19 protein-coding genes and 4 pseudogenes are annotated in these 17,026 nt (G+C 68.5%); 14 read left to right on the forward strand and 9 right to left on the reverse strand.

The genetic code is table 11. The features are described 5' to 3' along the window. Nucleotides 1-229 precede the first annotated feature (229 nt). From ACFVX4_RS05155 to ACFVX4_RS05165, 3 genes are read right to left on the reverse strand one after another with little or no spacing between them, the layout of a single operon-like run. Nucleotides 230-1,222: an ABC transporter permease subunit gene (locus ACFVX4_RS05155; RefSeq protein ID WP_389972127.1), complete on the reverse strand. Its 993-nt coding sequence runs from the start codon at nucleotides 1,220-1,222 to the stop codon at nucleotides 230-232. Continuing rightward, entirely contained in the window at nucleotides 1,219-2,121 is a 903-nt protein-coding gene (locus ACFVX4_RS05160; RefSeq protein WP_389972129.1) for an ABC transporter ATP-binding protein, read from the reverse strand. Before ACFVX4_RS05160 ends, ACFVX4_RS05155 begins: the two co-directional genes overlap by 4 nt. A 14-nt stretch (nucleotides 2,122-2,135) precedes the next feature. Next, nucleotides 2,136-2,318: a hypothetical protein gene (locus ACFVX4_RS05165; protein ID WP_389972131.1), complete on the reverse strand. Its 183-nt coding sequence runs from the start codon at nucleotides 2,316-2,318 to the stop codon at nucleotides 2,136-2,138. 119 nt (nucleotides 2,319-2,437) lie between these two features. Between ACFVX4_RS05165 and ACFVX4_RS05170 the strand changes: the two genes are divergently transcribed. The 3 genes from ACFVX4_RS05170 (at nucleotide 2,438) to ACFVX4_RS05180 (ending at nucleotide 4,853) form a co-directional block, all read left to right on the forward strand. Next, complete coding sequence (locus ACFVX4_RS05170) at nucleotides 2,438-3,580, forward strand: sensor histidine kinase (RefSeq protein ID WP_389972133.1); 1,143 nt, start codon at nucleotides 2,438-2,440, stop codon at nucleotides 3,578-3,580. After that, nucleotides 3,577-4,242: a response regulator gene (locus ACFVX4_RS05175; RefSeq protein WP_389972135.1), complete on the forward strand. Its 666-nt coding sequence runs from the start codon at nucleotides 3,577-3,579 to the stop codon at nucleotides 4,240-4,242. The genes ACFVX4_RS05170 and ACFVX4_RS05175 overlap by 4 nt, the downstream gene beginning before the upstream one ends. A 353-nt stretch (nucleotides 4,243-4,595) precedes the next feature. After that, nucleotides 4,596-4,853: a hypothetical protein gene (locus tag ACFVX4_RS05180; protein WP_389972137.1), complete on the forward strand. Its 258-nt coding sequence runs from the start codon at nucleotides 4,596-4,598 to the stop codon at nucleotides 4,851-4,853. A gap of 17 nt (nucleotides 4,854-4,870) precedes the next feature. Here ACFVX4_RS05180 and ACFVX4_RS05185 read toward each other — a convergent pair whose 3' ends face one another. After that, nucleotides 4,871-5,092: a hypothetical protein gene (locus ACFVX4_RS05185; RefSeq protein ID WP_389972139.1), complete on the reverse strand. Its 222-nt coding sequence runs from the start codon at nucleotides 5,090-5,092 to the stop codon at nucleotides 4,871-4,873. A gap of 593 nt (nucleotides 5,093-5,685) precedes the next feature. On the opposite strand from ACFVX4_RS05185, the gene ACFVX4_RS05190 reads away from it, so the two are divergent. Then, entirely contained in the window at nucleotides 5,686-6,927 is a 1,242-nt protein-coding gene (locus ACFVX4_RS05190; RefSeq protein WP_389972141.1) for a PP2C family protein-serine/threonine phosphatase, read from the forward strand. Nucleotides 6,928-7,179: 252 nt separating this feature from the next. Here ACFVX4_RS05190 and ACFVX4_RS05195 read toward each other — a convergent pair. Together ACFVX4_RS05195 and ACFVX4_RS05200 are read right to left on the reverse strand one after the other, a co-directional pair. Then, nucleotides 7,180-7,407 (reverse strand): annotated as a pseudogene (locus ACFVX4_RS05195) (PRC-barrel domain-containing protein); the annotation flags it as partial. After that, on the reverse strand, nucleotides 7,404-8,030 hold the full coding sequence (locus ACFVX4_RS05200) for a DUF5994 family protein (RefSeq protein WP_389972143.1): 627 nt from the start codon (nucleotides 8,028-8,030) through the stop codon (nucleotides 7,404-7,406). The gene ACFVX4_RS05200 and the pseudogene ACFVX4_RS05195, both read right to left, overlap by 4 nt. A gap of 177 nt (nucleotides 8,031-8,207) precedes the next feature. Here ACFVX4_RS05200 and ACFVX4_RS05205 point away from each other — a divergent pair, with 177 nt between their 5' ends. The 4 genes from ACFVX4_RS05205 to ACFVX4_RS05220 all read left to right on the forward strand — a co-directional run bounded on the left by ACFVX4_RS05205 (nucleotide 8,208) and on the right by ACFVX4_RS05220 (nucleotide 9,680). Continuing rightward, complete coding sequence (locus tag ACFVX4_RS05205; RefSeq protein WP_389972145.1) at nucleotides 8,208-8,786, forward strand: DUF5994 family protein; 579 nt, start codon at nucleotides 8,208-8,210, stop codon at nucleotides 8,784-8,786. A 4-nt stretch (nucleotides 8,787-8,790) separates the two neighbouring features. Further along, a complete protein-coding gene (locus tag ACFVX4_RS05210) occupies nucleotides 8,791-9,000 on the forward strand; it encodes a hypothetical protein (RefSeq protein ID WP_389972147.1) in 210 nt (69 codons plus the stop codon). 102 nt (nucleotides 9,001-9,102) lie between these two features. Further along, on the forward strand, nucleotides 9,103-9,369 hold the full coding sequence (locus ACFVX4_RS05215) for a hypothetical protein (protein WP_389972149.1): 267 nt from the start codon (nucleotides 9,103-9,105) through the stop codon (nucleotides 9,367-9,369). 38 nt (nucleotides 9,370-9,407) lie between these two features. After that, on the forward strand, nucleotides 9,408-9,680 hold the full coding sequence (locus ACFVX4_RS05220; protein WP_266417251.1) for a hypothetical protein: 273 nt from the start codon (nucleotides 9,408-9,410) through the stop codon (nucleotides 9,678-9,680). Nucleotides 9,681-10,225: 545 nt separating this feature from the next. Here the strand turns inward: ACFVX4_RS05220 and ACFVX4_RS05225 are convergent. Continuing rightward, nucleotides 10,226-10,306 (reverse strand): annotated as a pseudogene (locus ACFVX4_RS05225) (transposase); the annotation flags it as partial. Between the two features lie 864 nt (nucleotides 10,307-11,170). On the opposite strand from ACFVX4_RS05225, the gene ACFVX4_RS05230 reads away from it, so the two are divergent. The 3 genes and pseudogenes from ACFVX4_RS05230 to ACFVX4_RS05240 all read left to right on the forward strand — a co-directional run bounded on the left by ACFVX4_RS05230 (nucleotide 11,171) and on the right by ACFVX4_RS05240 (nucleotide 12,737). After that, nucleotides 11,171-11,374, forward strand: coding sequence for a cold-shock protein (locus tag ACFVX4_RS05230; protein ID WP_327375496.1), 204 nt, complete (start codon nucleotides 11,171-11,173; stop codon nucleotides 11,372-11,374). A 282-nt stretch (nucleotides 11,375-11,656) separates the two neighbouring features. Then, nucleotides 11,657-12,034 (forward strand): annotated as a pseudogene (locus tag ACFVX4_RS05235) (helicase-related protein); the annotation flags it as partial. Between the two features lie 391 nt (nucleotides 12,035-12,425). Further along, nucleotides 12,426-12,737, forward strand: a complete 312-nt coding sequence (locus ACFVX4_RS05240; protein WP_389972151.1) for an SCO5918 family protein — start codon at nucleotides 12,426-12,428, stop codon at nucleotides 12,735-12,737. Between the two features lie 113 nt (nucleotides 12,738-12,850). Here the strand turns inward: ACFVX4_RS05240 and ACFVX4_RS05245 are convergent, their stop codons facing one another. Next, the gene (locus ACFVX4_RS05245; RefSeq protein ID WP_389972153.1) at nucleotides 12,851-13,210 is read right to left on the reverse strand and encodes a hypothetical protein; all 360 of its coding nucleotides are present in this window, start codon (nucleotides 13,208-13,210) and stop codon (nucleotides 12,851-12,853) included. A 48-nt stretch (nucleotides 13,211-13,258) separates the two neighbouring features. Further along, complete coding sequence (locus ACFVX4_RS05250; protein WP_389972155.1) at nucleotides 13,259-13,648, reverse strand: ATP-binding protein; 390 nt, start codon at nucleotides 13,646-13,648, stop codon at nucleotides 13,259-13,261. Between the two features lie 886 nt (nucleotides 13,649-14,534). Between ACFVX4_RS05250 and ACFVX4_RS05255 the strand changes: the two genes are divergently transcribed. From ACFVX4_RS05255 to ACFVX4_RS05265, 3 genes and pseudogenes are all read left to right on the forward strand, one after another. Then, a complete protein-coding gene (locus ACFVX4_RS05255) occupies nucleotides 14,535-14,873 on the forward strand; it encodes a helix-turn-helix domain-containing protein (protein ID WP_259927793.1) in 339 nt (112 codons plus the stop codon). 232 nt (nucleotides 14,874-15,105) lie between these two features. After that, a pseudogene (locus ACFVX4_RS05260) lies at nucleotides 15,106-15,282 on the forward strand (cold-shock protein); the annotation flags it as partial. 77 nt (nucleotides 15,283-15,359) lie between these two features. After that, nucleotides 15,360-16,106 (forward strand): DUF1838 family protein, encoded by a 747-nt coding sequence (locus ACFVX4_RS05265; protein WP_389972157.1) that lies wholly within the window; start codon nucleotides 15,360-15,362, stop codon nucleotides 16,104-16,106. Nucleotides 16,107-17,026 lie beyond the last annotated feature (920 nt).

A 17,026-nucleotide genomic window follows, 5' to 3' on the forward strand; every position in this document is an offset into this window, starting at 1 on the left:
CGGTGCACGTTCCCGCAGGTCAGGCGCGATACACGGGGATAGGTGCCGCCTGCTTCCCAAGCTCAGAGCGCGAGTTCGATTCTCGTCACCCGCTCTTCTTCGGAGCCCCAGGTCAACGACCTGGGGCTCCGGTGCTGTCTGAGGGGTAGTAGGTGACCCGGCCTTCGGCCAGGTCAATCGCGGCGGTGAGGGGATGCCCGCTGTTCAGGAACAACCGCGAGAGGGAGGTTCAGGCGAGTCGGCCGCGGATTCGCCAGAAGCACAGGGCTGCCAGCACCGCGGTCAGGGCGGCGAAGATCGCGGTCTCGACCCACTGGAACGTCCAGTAGCGGTCAGCCGGCTGCTCGGAGATGTCCACGTGGATGTTCCGCTTGGCCAGGCAGTCCGGCATTTCGTTGATCGACTTGTTGTTGGTGCAGTCCTGGTACCAGTCGCTGTGGCCGACCTCCCTGCCCGCGGAGTCGAGAATGGCGCTGGTCTTCACCACCCAGGGCCCGCCGGGCACTCGCAGGCCGCCGATCTCACCATAGGTACCGATCTTTGTCAGACCGCTGATCATCTGCGAGGTGAGCGGCACCGAGGTGCGGACCGGAGTCTCGTAGTGCGGCCGTACCAGCGTGGGCATGACGACTTGGAGGACGGCGAAGAGCACCAGGGTCGTTCCCATGGCGGGCACCGTGTGGCGGATGAACAGGCCGAGAGCAGTGCCCAGCATGAAGGCGAAGGCGGCGTAGGCGAGCGGCGCGATATTGCGCGAGCTGAACAGCACCGGCTCGAACCGGTTGTTCAGGACCTCGTTGACCGGACCGGAGGCCCAGGTCAGCAGGAGACTGAAGACGCCGGTCACGGCCATGCTCAGCAGACCGATCGACCCGAGCTTGACCGCCAGCCACCGGCTGCGGGTCACACTCTGGTTCCACACCAGCCGGTGGGTACCGTCCTCCAGCTCACGGGTGACCAGCGGCGCGCCCCAGAAGACGCCGATGACGCCGGGGACAGCCAGCAGCAGGTAGCTGAGCAGGTCCACCTCGAAGCCGTACTGGTCGGCGAAGGCGGCCAGCACGCCGGAGCAGTTGTCACGGCCCGCACAGTGCGCGAGGTTGTCGTCGTATCCGCTGTGGATCTGCTGGCCCAGGTAGACCAGATGGATCGCGAGGAGCAGCAGGGCACCGAGGCCCACCAGCGCCTGCACGCGGAACTGTCGCCAGGTCAGCCAGATCATGAGTGGGTCTCCGTGGGCATCGGGGCGGGCTGGGCGGCGGTCTGGTTCGCCCGGGTCATGTATGCGAGAACCAGCTCCTCCAGGTCGAGGGCGTCCACGGTCCAGGAACCGGGGGCCGGCAGCCCGTCGTCGGCGCGGACGATTGCGGTGCTCTCCCGCGGCGTGTGATCGACGCTGACGAACTCCACCGCCGCGGGCAGCGCCGCGACGACGTCGCGGGCTCCGACGATCCGGTAGTGGCTCGCCAGCAGCTCGGACACATCGCCGGCGAGCTGGATCCGGGATCCGGCCAGCACGACGAGGTAGTCGCAGACCCGCTCCACGTCGGCGAGCGCGTGCGAGGAGAGGATCGCGCCGGCACCCAGTTCGGAAACGGACTCCATCAGGCTGTCCAGGAAGCCGGAGCGGGCCAGCGGGTCGAGCGCCGCGGCGGGCTCGTCGAAGATCAGCAGCTCCGGTCTTTTGGCTGCCGCGACGGTGAGTGCGAGCTGGGCGCGCTGACCGCCCGAGAGCCGGCCCGCCTTCCGTTCTGGGTCCAGTCCGATCCGGGCGATCCGCCGCTGCGCGAGCCGACCGTCCCAACTCGGGTTCAGCCGGGCGCCCATGCGCAGGTGGTCCGCGACGGACAGGTCGGTGTATACGGGCGTGTCCTGCGCGACGAAGCCGACCTTGGCCAGGTGCGCCGGGCTCGCGGCCGGCTCCGCGCCGAGCACGCGGATGCTGCCCGAGCTCGGCCTGATCAGCCCGCAGGCCATGTTCAGCAGCGTCGACTTGCCGGCGCCGTTGGGACCGACCAGGCCGATCACCCGCCCCTGCGGGATGTCCAGGTCGCAGTCGGTCAGCGCCTGGTGGTGGCCGTAGCGCTTGCCGAGCCGCACAGCTTCCAGTACCGGTGTCATGTGTTCCTCCCGAATCAGCCGCGCGAGCCGCGGTTCTCGCGCGACTTCCTCACGAACCGGTAGATGCCATAGCCGACCGCGAGAAGGACGGCCAGATTGAGGGCCCACCATGCGTACAGCAGCGGGCTTCGCACGGTCTTCTCGGCCTGGGCGGCCGAGACTGCGAGCGCAAGAGGAGCGGAGATGAGGTCTGCCATGGCCACAGCCTGCTGACCCCGCCGCGGTCCCCGCACCGACCGGAGGAACGGTTCAGGTGCGCCCGAGTCGTACTTTCGGCCGGTTCAGCGGCCGGTGGTGATCGCCTAGCGTGAGCCCGGTGAGCACGGGACATCGACCGGCCTGGGGCCCAAGAGCCGCCGTCAACACCATCCTGGGGGCGGTGTTCTCCGTGGTGTTGGCCCTGATGGCCGTCCAGTACGCCGGCCAGGGCCGCGCCTGGGCCTTCGACAGCGCGGTCGGCGCGGTGATCTGCCTGGTCGCGCTGGGACGAGAGCGGCACCCGGGCCGGGCGGCCGTCATCGGCCTCGCCGTCGCGGGGATCGCCGGCCTGACCGCCCGGCTCGCCCACCTGCCCGGCGAGCCCGGCGCCGCCGCGGTGCTGGCCCTGCTCGTCCTCGGCGGCTCCGCGATCAGGGCGCTGCCCTGGCGCCAGGCGGGTGGTATCGCGGTCAGCGGGCTGGCGCTCATGGCCGCCGGTCTGCTGTCCAGCGAGGCTCCCAGCACCCCGTTCCGGGTCGGTACGCAAGTCTGGGTCCTCGCGCTCGGGATCGGGCTCGGGCTGCGCCTCCTCGACTTCCGCCGCCGCGCGGCCGCCGAGGCCGTACGGCGCGAGGAGCGCCTCACCCTGGCCCGGGAACTGCACGATGTGGTCGCCCACCACATCACCGGCATCGTGGTGCAGGCCCAGGCCGCCCGTCTGGTCGGCCGACGGCGACCCGAGACACTGGACGGCACCCTGACCGACATCGAGGAAGCCGGCAGCGTGGCGTTGGCCGCCATGCGCCGCGTCGTCGGCCTGCTGCGGGACACCGACGACGCGACCACGACCTCCCCCACTGTCGCGGGCCGGGAGCAACTGACCAACCTCGTCCGCCGGTTCGAGGGCCACGGCCCCGAGGTCCACCTGCACCTGCCCGCTGACCAGGTGGCCTGGCCACCCGAGGTGAGCACCACCGTGTACCGGATCGTCCAGGAATCCCTGACCAACATCGCTCGGCACGCCGCACACGCCCGCTCGGCCACCGTCCACATCGCCCAGGCGCATGACGGCGTCACCGTCACGGTCCACGACGACGCTCCGGGCGGTCCGGCCCGCCATCTGCATCAGGGCGGCTTCGGGCTGATCGGCATGCGCGAACGGGTCGAGGCCCTCGGCGGCACGCTCACCGCCGGCCCGGAGCACGACACCGGCTGGTCCGTCCTCGCCACCCTGCCGCTCCCCACGGGAGACCGCCGTTGAGCATCACCGTCCTGCTCGCCGACGACCAAGCGATGGTCCGCCGAGGCCTGCGGCTCATCCTGGAGGACCAGGAGGACATCTCCGTGGTCGGCGAGGCGGCGGACGGCGCCGAGGCGGTCGAGCTGGCCCGGCGGATGCGCCCGGACGTCTGTCTGGTCGACATCCGGATGCCGAAACTGGACGGCATCGAGGTCACCCGGGCCCTGGCAGGCCCTGGCCTGGCCGACCCACTGCGGGTGGTCATCGTCACCACCTTCGACCTCGACGAGTACGTCCGCGGCGCCCTGCACTCCGGGGCCGTCGGCTTCGTACTCAAGGACGCCGGCCCGGCCCTGCTCGTCGAGGCTGTCCGCGCCGCGAACAGCGGCGACGCCCTGATCTCCCCCTCCATCACCCTGCGTCTGCTACGCGACCTCGCCCCCGCCCGGAAGGCGACCTCGGCCCGGCCCGTCCAGCCGCTCTCCGCCCGCGAGATCGAGGTCGTCCGCGCCATCGCCAGGGGCCGTACCAACCAGGAGATCGCCGCCGCCCTGTTCATCTCCCTGAGCACCGTCAAGAGCCATCTGGCGACCATCCAGACCAAACTCCAAGTCCGCAACCGGGTCGAGACCGCCGCCTGGGCCTGGGAGAGCCGGCTCATGGACTCCAACCAGTCGCCCTGACCAGGAGACCGCTGCCCGGCGCTCGTTGCAGTTCCGACTGCGTTCAGCCCTGTCCGGGCCGTCCGCACCTCGGACGGCCTGCGGATCGCAGCATTCGCCTGGTGCGACCGGCCTGATTCGTCGGGCACCCCGTCGGGGCGGGATGGCCAGCAGAGACAAACACTCTGTTCGCCGGGAGGCGCGTGCCACTACGTGCCAGTCAGGGCGGTAAACGGCGGTCAACCGACGGCTTCCCGCAACCCGCGGATGCACCACCTGAGAGTACGTTTCCGCAGGTCAGACTCGTGGTTGGGGCCCAGGTTCCGCGTGATTCCCAAGCTCAGAGCGCGAGTTCGATTCTCGTCACCCGCTCCATGAAAAAGCCCCGGGCCGGCGGCCAGAGGCTTCTTTGTTGTCTAGACCTCTTCGACCTCTTCGACCTCTTCGACCTCTTCGACCTCTTCGACCTCTTCGACCTCTTCGACCTCTTCGACCTCTTCGACCTCTCCGACCTCTCCGTGCCCTCCGCGCGCCCCAACTCGCCGGAATGCCCTGCTCGGAGGGGGCGCGACGCAGCACTTGCACCACCTGGCCGCCGGGCCTTCTCACATCACGAGACCCATTTCACGTGACCGGCGACACAGGCCAGTCACGTCGCGCGCTCGCTGCCCTGCCACTCGCGATCGTCTGCATGGCGGCCCCGGCACGCGCCGACAACGACAGCAACTTCGGCAGCGGCGTCAACGCCGCCGACAACTGGAACTTCACCGAGTCCGCGACGTGCCTGCAGGAAGTCACCGCCGTGCCTGATATCGGTGGCCGGGTCGGTGACCACACCAACAACTGCAGCAACGGCAACGTGATCGACCACGCCCTGGGAGGCCGAGAAACTGCGGGTGCCCCGCGCAGTCAGCGACGGCCGGGGGCGCCACCGCCGGCACCGCAGCTACTCGGCGCCGACACCGCGAACCCCTGTACCGGCCGACCGCAGCCAGGATGCCTGGCTCTGTACGCGAATAGCGGTTCTGACTCGACTTCTGTGGTCGGTCACGCCGGGTTGGCCGGTCACGGGAGGAGGGCCCGATTGAGCAGGGGCCTAAGCATGCCAACTGTTCTGACCGGGTGGGACATGCCGCCTCTGGCGTAATCGGCGCGTTGGGCCGGTTGGCGGTGTCAGGCTGTCCGGGTTGATCCCTGTCGTGCGAGGTGCCCTGTGCGTATGGGGCGTGTGAACGTTCTTTCGAGCGGATCGCCGTTGGCTGCCCGCTGGATCCGAGTATGCCGGGTTGTGCGTCGGGTCGGGAGCACCGTGAGCCGGAATATGTGGCTGGGTGCTGAAGGCGCCAGCGCCTGGAGGGAGGGAGAAGCTGCTCCCCATCCGGGGTGGCACCGCTTCGTACCGGCTCCACACAACCGACCGCCCACTGAATTCCCATGCCGCGGTATGAAGGGATGCGAGCAACGATGACCGAAGGCGCGCGAAAGCCGGGCAAGTTCGGGGTGGACCGGTCGGAGGGGTTTGGTGAGCGGTTGCTGGGTTTGCTGCTGGACCGGGCTCACGAGATGCCGCCGCAGTTGATCGCCCCGCTCGTTGCGGAAGAGGTGGCCAGGGTCGGTGGCTGGGACGTCTCGATCCTCTTGCAGGACTACGAACAGATGCTGCTGGTGCCGCTGCCGGGCCGGGGGTTGGTGGTCGGGGACCCCGAACTGGTCGAGGGGTCCCCCGCCGGGGAGGCGTTCCTGTGCCGCAGAACGGTGGAGGTGCCGCAGGACGGAAGTGTGCGGATGTATTTGCCGTTGCTGGACGGCAGTGACCAGGTCGGGGCGATGGCTGTCACCCTGGGCAGCGTCGACGACGACGACAGGCGGTTGCTGCGCAGACTCGCCGGTTTGGTCGCAGACATGATCGTGACCAAGGACGCCTACACCGACCTGTTCTTCCAGGCCCGACGCAGCGCCCCGATGAGCGTGGCCGCGGAGATCCAGTGGTCGTTGCTGCCTCCGCTGTCGATGACTGTTCCGCAGGTTGAGGTGGCGGGAATTCTGGAGCCCGCGTACGACGTGGCCGGTGACAGTTTCGACTACGCCCTCAACGGCGACATCCTTCATGTGGCCATGATCGACGCGATGGGCCACGGCCTGGACGCGGCGACCATGGCGACGGTGGCTATCGGGGCCTACCGCCACACGCGACGGGCCAACACCGGCCTGTCCCAGGTGTATGCATTCATGGACAGGGCTATCAATGAGCAGTTCGGCAACGACCACTTTGTCACCGCGCAGATGATGTGTCTGAACACCGCCACGGGCCGGCTGCAATGGGTCAATGCCGGCCACCCGGCACCGCTGCTGATCCGTGGCCGCGCCGTGGTGGACCGGTTGGAGAGCCCGACCACATTGCCGGTCGGCTTCGGAGGTGAGGAGCCGGTGGTCAGCGAGCGGATGCTGCAGCCCGGGGACCGGTTGCTGTGTTTCACCGATGGCCTGATTGAAGAGCATCAAGCCGGTGGGGAAGAGTTCGGTGAGGAGCAACTCATCGAGTGGACCAACCGAGCCGTCCGTGACCACACGGCGGTGCGGCCGGCGGTGCGCGCGCTCTCCCACGCCCTGAAACAGGAACGAGGCGGCGTCACCAGCGACGACGCGACCATCTTCCTCATCGAGTGGCGCGGCGGCGACGCCGATCATCTCGCCACCGTCGATTGAGCCGACAGCCACCTCCGCCACGGAGCCGAAGCCCGCGCAGCCCATCCGCCGTTCGCCGAGCCACCCTCGGCCCGGTGGACGACGGCAGCCGTCACCGCCGGAACCGTTGAACTCCGGACGCCACTTTTGCTTGTCTGCGCTGTGGACTCATCCCAGGCGGGCATTCGTCACTCGGCGTGCCTGCTTCACAGGAGTTGAGCCAGAGCGCCACGGCCCGCCGTCAGGGGCGGGGCGACGGCACTTGTCCTGCTACAGCGCCTTGTCATGGGCGAACTTCACATAACCCGGGCCCACCGTCGCACCGTCCAGGGGAACGAACGCCAGACGGTGTCGGGTGGGCAGGCCGACGTGGATCGTGGCCATGGCCGGCTCATCGGTGCTGGTGTCGACGTAGATCGCCTCCAGCTCACCGATCCTGCGGCCCCGCGTGTCCACCACGTCGTGGGCCCGCCACTCACGAATGTCCGCCATCCCGATCATCCCGACTCCTGGCGATCGGTTGCCGGTTCGGGAAGCGTGGCGACAAGGATGTCGGCGGCCTGGATGACGTTGCCGGCGTCGACCGCACGGGGCCATGGCGTCACGTGCCGCATCAGGTGTCGTGTCCGGCGGCACCACCAAGAGGGCGAAGTGGTCGTTAAGAGGGCGAAGTGGTCGTTGTCGCCGCGGGTGATGAGGACGGTGTCGTCGCCGACGGGGAAGGCGTCGAGGTGCACGACCCGGTCGTCGACGACCAGGCGGGTCGGGACCTCCTCCCAGGCGGCGGTGTCCAGGCCGACCCGCGTGATGGGTCCGAGGTGCGCGGTGAGCGCCTGCATCGGGGCGGGGGGCAGCTCGGCCGTGACATTACGGGAGCGGGGCCACCAGGCGCCGTCGAGGAGGCCTTCGCGGGAGTGCGTCGTCTGCAGCCGGAGCAGTGCCGTGCCGTGCCGGGTTTCACCGCCCGATGGATCTCGTCCGGAAGGAGCTTCCGGGGGGTGGAGGTGTCGGATTCGGCCATGGAGGTCCGCCTGACTGCGCGGGGCCGCCGACACCTCATGGCCGGCTGGATACCGCCGTGGTCCGACCGCACTCCGCGTGCCTGTGGTCATGCCCGCGAGCATCGGCCGGGAGGTGTTCCCGGTCGGAAATCACCTGGTCAGAACGGCTCGCCCGACCGCGGCGCGGAGTAGGCTGAGTGTACCGGGAGTAACTCGAACACCCGCTCCTACGCGGACGTCGTTTCCGGCGATCAAGACACTGGGCCGCCCTGCAGGGCGGCCCGGAGACAGGTCCGCATCATGACCACGACCGTCGAACGCGGAGTGGCGCGGGCGCTTGTTCCCCCGCTCCCGACGCGGATTTCCCTGACGCCGAAGACCACCCTCGCCGGCCAGTTGGACGGTGCCTGGTGGCCCTACTCGCGGGACCTGCCCACCGAGCTTCCGTCCCTGGTCGAAGCGCTGGAAGGGCGCTGGGGACGCATGACGCGTGCCATGGTGAACCCCACCCGCTGGCCCGTCGTCCCGCACAAGGTTCCCATCACCGGGCACATCGTGCACGTGGGCTGGTTCACCGAACAGGATCCCGACAAGATGATCCTGCTCTCCTACACCGCAGGCCGCTGCGACCTGCTGGTGATCCCGCCCGAGACCGAGCCCGCCGCAGCCGCCCGGCTGATGAGCGCCGCCGCCGTCCCCGGCAGCGTCCTCACCGCCGGTGTGCTGATGTCCGACGAAGCCGCGACCGGCCGCCGTATGCGGGACGCCCGAAGCAGCCAGGAGGCTTGGGAGACCGATGGCGGGTCTGCCCTGCCGCCCCTCCGGCACCCGGTCGTCGGCACGCGGGTGATCCCCCTGCCGGGGAACACACGGAGATGACGACATGGAGACCGTGATCACGCTCGCGGCAGGCGCCCTCCTGATCGCGCTCGGCATGCTCCTGATCCACCGGCTCAACGCCCAGCACGACGCACGCATCGCGGCCTACCACTTCAGCGATCCCTTCCCGGCCATCAGCCGGCCACCCGGCGACGGCCACCACAGCTCGACAGGGCAAGCCTCCAGCCGCAGGGTCACGGGCAACCGGCCCTGACCTCAGACCACTCCTCCGACCGAAGGCCGCAGGTGGGGCACCCGACACCCGGGACAACCCACCCGTCGGCCTCTTGCTTCGCCCCGAAGGGAACACACCGTCTTGTACCCCGTCGAGAACGAGCCCCTGCCGCAGGCAGGACAGGCCGAGATCCGGATCGTTGCCGCCACTCCCGGAGCCGCCCGCGCGGTCGCCGAAGTAATCCGCCGCTGCTTCGCCGGAACGGAACAGCGCAGCTACCCCGCCCCCGAAGGCGGCACCCGGCTCCACCTCACCGTGGACACCGAATCCGCCGCAGGACCCGCCCTCTCCTGGCTCACCACCAGCAGACCGTCCACGGGCACCGGCGCCCACGGCGACGAGGTCTGAGGAGCACCGGACCTTCACATGCACGAAAGGACTCGATCATGGCGACCCTCCGCGAGCGGCAGGTCTACCGCGAGCGGGTCCTGACCGCCCTCTACGAAGCCACCGAAGGCAACCGTCTCCTCGGAGTCCCTGGGCGGAAGCTGCGGAACGACCTGCGCATCCCGGAGGAAGACCTGGCCGCCGCCTGCACCTACCTCGCCGGCGAGGGCCTGATCACTGTCGACTGGGAACCGGGCAACACACCCGCGATGGTCTCCCTGACCCACCAGGGAATCCGCCGCATGGAGGCCGAAGAAGAAGAACGCGACTGAGCTGGACTGTCCGAGGGCCGACCCGTCCACCGCTCGGCCCGGCACGTACGGCCTGCACGGCCCCATTTGCGCACACGAACCAGGGGGACGGGGCTGCCCGATGGCCCGCTCTCCCCTCCCGGCCTGTCCTTGCCCGCAGTCGTACAATTGAACCTGGATCGAGCACTCTCACGTGTGACGATCCGGAAGGGGCGGCCCCGGCGGAGTGAATGCGCTGGGGCCGTTGCGACGACCGCCGCCATATGGCCCACGCGCCCGACGTCATGTCGCCGCCCGGCTCTGGTGACCCACCTCGCGCGCGAGGTAACCAGTCCGAGGACGCGGTCGAAAAAGGCGAACGTCTCAAACTCGGCACCGGCCGGAACGCCGGCGCGCGTCGCCACGGTGACCAGCGTGTCGGCCTCAGCGACTGGCCGGCCTCGTCCTCGCAGACGATCCAGGCCCCGCGGACCTCGCGGTGCTTTTACCCGCGGCCACACCGCGCTCTCCCACAACTCGACCGCCTCGTCGTCCCGCTCGATCGCCCTGTGGGTCGGCTGCTGCCACGACCAGCCAGGGCGCTTCAGCAGCCGCCGTGCCCCCTCCACCGTGCAACTGACGTGGCACATCCGCCCGATCAACGTCATCACACGCGCGAGCGTGGCAGCCGGGACCCGGCTGCCCCTCGCGGCGTCGACAGGGCCCTCTCACCGTTCAAGCTCGATCTCGCCGATATTGGCTGTCCATCGGCTCCCAAGGCCGTCTTCCGCCCGGTCCTGGGGTGCCGCCTACTGGTCGTCCGACGGTGTCCGGGAGCCCGGCAGCGTGGCCACGGCAAGGTTGAGGCGGGCGGCCATGTCGAGGTGCACCTCTCCGTACCGGCGGACATGGGACCAGAACAGCGGGGCCAGGCCTCGCCGGTCGGGAGGCGTGGGCAGGTCGGCCCACTATGGCTCACCCAGGATGTCCTGGAGTCAGTGACCTGGGGCTTCATCGTTTTCTGGACCTGTCCGACCCGCCTGCGCCCTCAGTGTTGCCCCAAGTGGCGGAAGTACCCCACCGAGAGGGGAGGAGGTCGGCGGGCTCGCGGCCACAGGGTCTCCTGCGAACTGCTGGGAGGGCGCCCCGGGGCCCCGGGCCCCGACCCGCAGACGCAGGTTCCGATGGACTGCAGACGTCGCAGCTGATTGACCTCCTTGCTTTCGAAAAACGCTGCACCCGAGGTAAATGAATACCTGTGTTGGCGGCCTCAGAATTTAACGGCCCTCGCTGGGAGAGTTTTTTGCCGCAGCACGCACGGGGGAATATTTGACACACACAAGCCTCCGCGGCGTGCTACTGTCGAACTCGGTTGCAGTTTTGGTACCCAAAGACTTCAAGCGCCTCTGGTCGGCCTCGATGCCGCAGGGAAGCGCTTTGTATTTCCGGTCATTTTCCGGGCGGGGCATCATCGCGGCGACGCGGTTTCCGTACAGTACGGATTCCGGTGTACTGCCCAAAGGAGATATGACATGGCTACTGGCACCGTGAAGTGGTTCAACGCGGAAAAGGGTTTCGGCTTCATCGAGCAGGACGGTGGCGGCGCTGACGTGTTTGCCCACTTCTCGAACATCGCCGCCCAGGGCTTCCGCGAACTGCAGGAAGGCCAGAAGGTCACCTTCGACATCGCGCAGGGCCAGAAGGGCCCGACGGCCGAGAACATCGTTTCCGCCTGACGCTGACGCGCATTTCGCAGCTGGGGCCCGCATCCCTCGGGGTGCGGGCCCCAGCTGCACGCATTTCCGCAGCGGTTTCGTCTACGGGAACACAATATTGAGGGACGCAGCCTCCTCGGAGCCGCTCCCGGCGATGCACCGGATTCGTTTTCGCATGCCATCCCGCATTTTCGCTTAAGTCGACACGGATTTTCCGTGGGCCACGTTCGCATTCCATTCGGTCCGTGCCTGTGATTCCCCGCACCGCTCTTACGCTGCGGAATTCCTTGATACGTGCCGTATCAAGGAAGGTTCTGTATGTTCCTGGACACCAAGCACGCCGTGGACCGCCTCACCCAGGACCTCCTCGCCAGCGGCGTCCGGGCTGCCGCCCTGCACGGCGGTAAGTCACAGCCGCAGCGCACCCGCACCCTCGCCCAGTTCAAGACAGGGCACGTCACCGTCCTGGTCGCGACGAACGTCGCGGCGCGCGGCATTCACGTCGACCACCTCGACCTCGTCGTGAACGTGGACCCGCCGACCGACCACAAGGACTACCTCCACCGCAGCGGCCGTACCGCGCGGGCCGGCGAGTCCGGCAGTGTCGTCACCCTGGTCACCAACAACCAGCGCCGCGACATGACGCGCCTCATGGCGGCCGTCGGCATCGTGCCCAGGACGGCGCTCGACGCCATGAACACGGCCGGGCCACAGGTCTGCGACGACATGACCGTCGAGGTGGCCCTGTCCGTCATGGCCAGCGCCAGGACCGAACACCTGAGGATCTGCGACAACGACGGCCTGTGCACCGGGCTGGTCACCCAGGCCCAGCTCAGCACCGTCCGCGACAGCCCCGCCTACACGGACCGGCTCCAGCTGCGCGACATCCTCGGCGACCGCGGGCCGCACACCTCGCCCGCCACCATGATGGCCGAGCACTACACGCACCACCGCCGGCTCGCTACCCAGTCCGTCGTGGACGAACAGGACAGCGCCCCGGGCGTCCTCGCCCTGACCCTCTGAACCGTCTCACCACGGCGGAACAATCCCCTTCCTCTCCCTGTGAGGCATCGTGCGCTGTGTTATCGCCCGCTTCCCGTTCGAGCTCACCAAGAGCGGCGTCCTGGACTCCATGAAGGGCGTCAAGCCCGAGGAGGTCGTCGGCGAGTCCGTGACCATCGGCCGCCGCACCTACCCCGTCAAGCAGGTCGGCCAGGTCATCACCCGCCAAGACCGCCGCGACTTCAGCGCCGACGAAGTCCTCCGGGCCATGACCAAGCTCGGCTTCACCTGCCGCGGCCTCCCCCAGGCCGCCGCGCCCACCCGCGCCCTCAACCCGCTCCAGCACGCCTCCGCGATGCTCGGCATCCCGGTGGCCGTCTGACCGTCTGACTGATGGGAAGCGCGAGCTGACACCCGAACAGCCAAGAGGGCCCGACCGGCACACGCCGGTCGGGCCCTCCCGCGTATCGGTGAGTTTCTCTACGCGGCGCGACGTCAGTGATCGGAGTAGCTGAAGTCGCCCATGCTCCAGGCGCTGACATCCGCGATCGAGACGCGGTACATCCCACCCGTCTCCGGGATCCCCACCGTGCCCTGGAGGATCCGCGCCATATGGAAGTGCAGATGCGCGGGCGGCCCATCCCCCCGCGTCGTAGCGGTGAACATGGCGGAGAACTCGCCCAGGCGGGACGAGTCCGTCAGGACCTCCGACACCCGTTGCCTCCACACGGCTTCGGGAGCCAGTCGGCCGGTGATGACAGCACCACCGGTGACCACGGTCAGGGACATCTGATTGCTGTGCCCGGACTCCACCAGCGCGGCGACGTCAACGAGCAGCTCGTCAGGCTTCGACATGAAAGCCGATCCTATTCACGGGTCGTCCCGTCCCCTCGACCGGTCGTGCTACCGAGCGAGAAGGGCAGTCACCGTCTTCCCACCAGAGGCCCGGCGGGTGACCACGGTCGCTCTGGCGAGTCGGTTGACCATGGGCCGGCCGAAGCCTCCGGTGCCGCCGTTCAGGTCGGGGGTGCGCATGCGCGGGGCCTGCGAGCTGCGGTCGTGCACGGATACCTCGATGCTGTCCGGGTGCTCGGTCAGGTCCACGGTGTACGTGCCGCCGCCGTGGCGCAGGGCGTTGGTGACGAGCTCCGGGACGACCAGGACCACGGTGCCGGCGGCCTCGGATGCGTGCGCCGGGGCAAGACCTTCGAGGAAGCACCGGGCGCTCTCGCGTGCCACGGCGACGGGCCCCGCAGGGCGGTCGGCCGCGACGTTGATGCTCAGCCTGCCCATCAGGTCTCCCTGGTCTGCGGGCGTCAGAGCCCGTCCCCACCTGTCCGATGCATGTGCCCCGGCTTACGGCGGTTAACCCGGCGACGACCGCCGTGCGCACCACCGGCGTCACTGATCGAGGTCGATTACCTCCTCATGGAACACGCGAAAATCTCTGTTGGCCGGAGTAGACATTGAGTGGTGACGTGGTTATGGTTTCTCTCGTAACCCAGAGAGACAGCAGGGCCTGGCAGAGACGAACTGCCGGCAGTACATGTAGTTGCAGGACGGTGCGGCAGTGGAGTTTCGAAGCCAGGGTTGTTGCAGGACGGCGACGGGACTGACGGCCGGACCGGGCGGCCCGCAGTGAGGGGCCGCCGGAGCGGGACCGCTGTCATAGCAGTTGCGGTACCCGTGAGTGCAGTTCGCAGTACCCAGCAGTGAAGTGACTGAGCGGCACCTCGGTGAAGGCGTCGGCTGCGGACGCGCGCACCGGGAAGTTCGGCAGTGGGGTTCCAAGCCAGAGCAGACGCAGGACGGGCAACGGGGCTGGCTGCCAAAGAGTGGCGCTGTCACAGGCCGCTGAGCAGTTCGCAGTAGAGCAGTACCAGCAGTGCGCAGTACCTCCATGATAGGTAGTTGATCACCGAGGGAAGAACGGAGGAGCCAACGCCATCAGGATCGCCCGGGCTGGAGTCTTTGGTCCGGGTACCGCAGGACATCGATAGCGAGGTGGTCTCCGGTCAAGCAACCGCGATCCCCGCACTCCCGACAGCAGCCAGGTCGGGTCCGCGGACAGAGAATGCCGGTGCAGTATCAGGGCCGGCAGGTGGTGTAGTAGTTCCTTCGGGGCCCTGGTGCCGTACGGCACCAGGGCCCCTCCACGCGTTCCACAAGAGAGGTGCAAGTGACAGCAGACGACTCGTACGGCCGTCTTGACGACGACGACTACCCCGCCTACACGATGGGCCGGGCCGCCGAGATGCTCGGCACCACCCAGGGCTTCCTCCGCGCCATCGGCGAAGCCCGTCTGATCACCCCCCTGCGCTCGGAGGGCGGCCACCGCCGCTACTCCCGCTACCAACTGCGCATCGCCGCCCGCGCCCGCGAACTGGTCGACCAGGGCACGTCCATCGAGGCCGCCTGTCGCATCGTCGTCCTTGAAGACCAGCTCGAAGAGGCGCAGCGCATCAACGCCGAGTACCGCCGCGCCGCCGAATCGGCAGAGCCGCCGACCGCGGACTGAGGTGGTGCGCGCCCGCCGGACACCGGCGGGCCCCGCGCACAGGTGCAGGAGATTCCTCTGGTGACGGAGTGCGCGGACGCGCACCGTCCCGGTTAGTTGTCGTGGTTCGGAAGTTCCCTCTGCCCACGCCTTCGGTGTGGGCGTTTTGCTGTGCTGTGCCGCAGGAACCAGGGCGATCACCTCCGCCTTCCGCATGGAGCGGGAGGCGTTAATCGACTGGAAGGCATGAGACATGGCTACGGGAACTGTGAAGTGGTTCAACGCGGAGAAGGGCTTCGGCTTCATCGCTCAGAACGGTGGCGGCCCGGACGTCTTCGCCCACTACTCGGCGATCAACTCCTCGGGTTTCCGTGAGCTCCAGGAGGGTCAGGTCGTGACGTTCGACGTCACCCAGGGCCAGAAGGGCCCCGGCCTCTTCCGGCCGCTTCCGCCCCGGCCCGGATGTTTCCTGCCCGGCCGGGGCGGCGGCCGGGCAGGGTGGTCCGTATGACGACACCCGCAGAGCTGCTCCGCTCCTTCGCCCGCACCCGCGCCTCGCTCGACGGCGAGGAGGTCACGTACTGGTGGTCCGGAGACGTGTACACCTGGGCCCCCGACGAGCCCTACCGGCGCGTCTTCGGCTTCGAAGGACTCAACGTCGCCCGCCTGGTCCAGGACGCCGAAGCCGGCCCGGACACCTACCAACTGCTCACCCGCGAGGCCGCCTTCTACCTGGACCCCGTCACCCGCGAGATCCTGGAGACCTGGCAGGACCTGCCGGTGGTGCACGTCTGGAACGACCCGGCGAACCAGAAGTGGCGCCCCTTCCCGATCCCGACGACCGAGCTCGGCGGACAGGTCTGCTTCAGCCTGGAGATCCCGCTCGCCTACCCCTCGCCACTGCCGGTGGCCCAGTACCCCGTCCACTCCGCCGACGACACGTACAAGGCCCTGGAACTCTTCCAGTTCTTCGCCGACCGCGCCGACCTGGCCGGCCCGGCGCCCAGCGTCCCGGCCACCATGTCATGGACCCGGATGTCCCCGTGGCTCCCGTGGATGGCCCGCGGCCAGCGGCCCGGCGGCCTCACCTTCCACTGCCGGGGCCGCAAGCTCGACTCATACGCCGAAGCCCCCGAGCGCACCCGCACCTACATCGCCGACCACCACCCGGAGTTCGCCCAGGCCCCAAAGGAGTGGAGCGAGCCGAACGAGACCAGCTGGACGTACTTCCGCAAGCTCAACCCACCGAAGTAGCCGCCGGGCTTTCCACCCCGCCCAGCCGCCCCGGGCCCCCGGACCGGCCCTCTTTGAGTCACGATCAACGCCGCCCGACCCGGTGGGCGGATGGTCCGGGTGGGCGTGGCACCAGGGGGTGAACAGTCGCGCCACCGCTGTCCGAGGCCGTGGACGACTGCTGGCGGCGCACATCGAGATCGATGTCGGCGGCGAGCCTGCGCTGGTGCTCCTTGACGGACAACCGCGCCGCCCGCCAAGCCCTGACACGAGCGCCGCAGTCTCAACTCCCTTCCTGTGAACGGCTGTCGGCAGCTCATGCTCACGGGTGCGGATACGCGCCGCTGGCGCCCCCCCAGGCATGAGGTTCACGGCCCGACTACCCGACGCCTTGTTTCAGCTTCGGGGCAACACGCAGACAGGAGTCAAGGCTGGCCTGTTGCCCAACTAGATCTAAAACCCCCACCCTGCGGTTAGTAGTGGATGTTCCAGAAGGCCGACCCGGTAGGTGTGCGCCCCTGGAGGGTGTATCCAGGGGCGCAGTCTCCTCACGGACGTGAGGCTCTGCTCCTCAGAAGCCTCCGACGTTGTGATACAGCCATGAGAACGAGCGGATGTTATCGACCCTTGTGGCTGTCACCCTTGTGGCCGCTACCCTTCGACCCCCTGTCCCCCTTCATCCCCTTCGACCCTCTGTCTCCCTTGTGACCCTTCGGACCCCTGTCGCCCTTAGACCCTCTGTCTCCCTTGTGACCCTTCGGACCCCTGTCGCCCTTAGGTCCTCTGTCTCCCTTATGACCCTTGTCTCCCTTGTGACCCTTGTCTCCCTTAGGCCCCTTCGGTCCGGGAGGTCCGGGAGGCCCGCTCGGTCCGGGAGGCCCGGAGGGGCCAGTGGATCCGGTCGCCCCGGGAGGCCCAGAAGGACCAGTGGATCCGGTCGC

Source organism: Streptomyces sp. NPDC058240 (assembly GCF_042882135.1).
Lineage (GTDB): Bacteria > Actinomycetota > Actinomycetes > Streptomycetales > Streptomycetaceae > Streptomyces.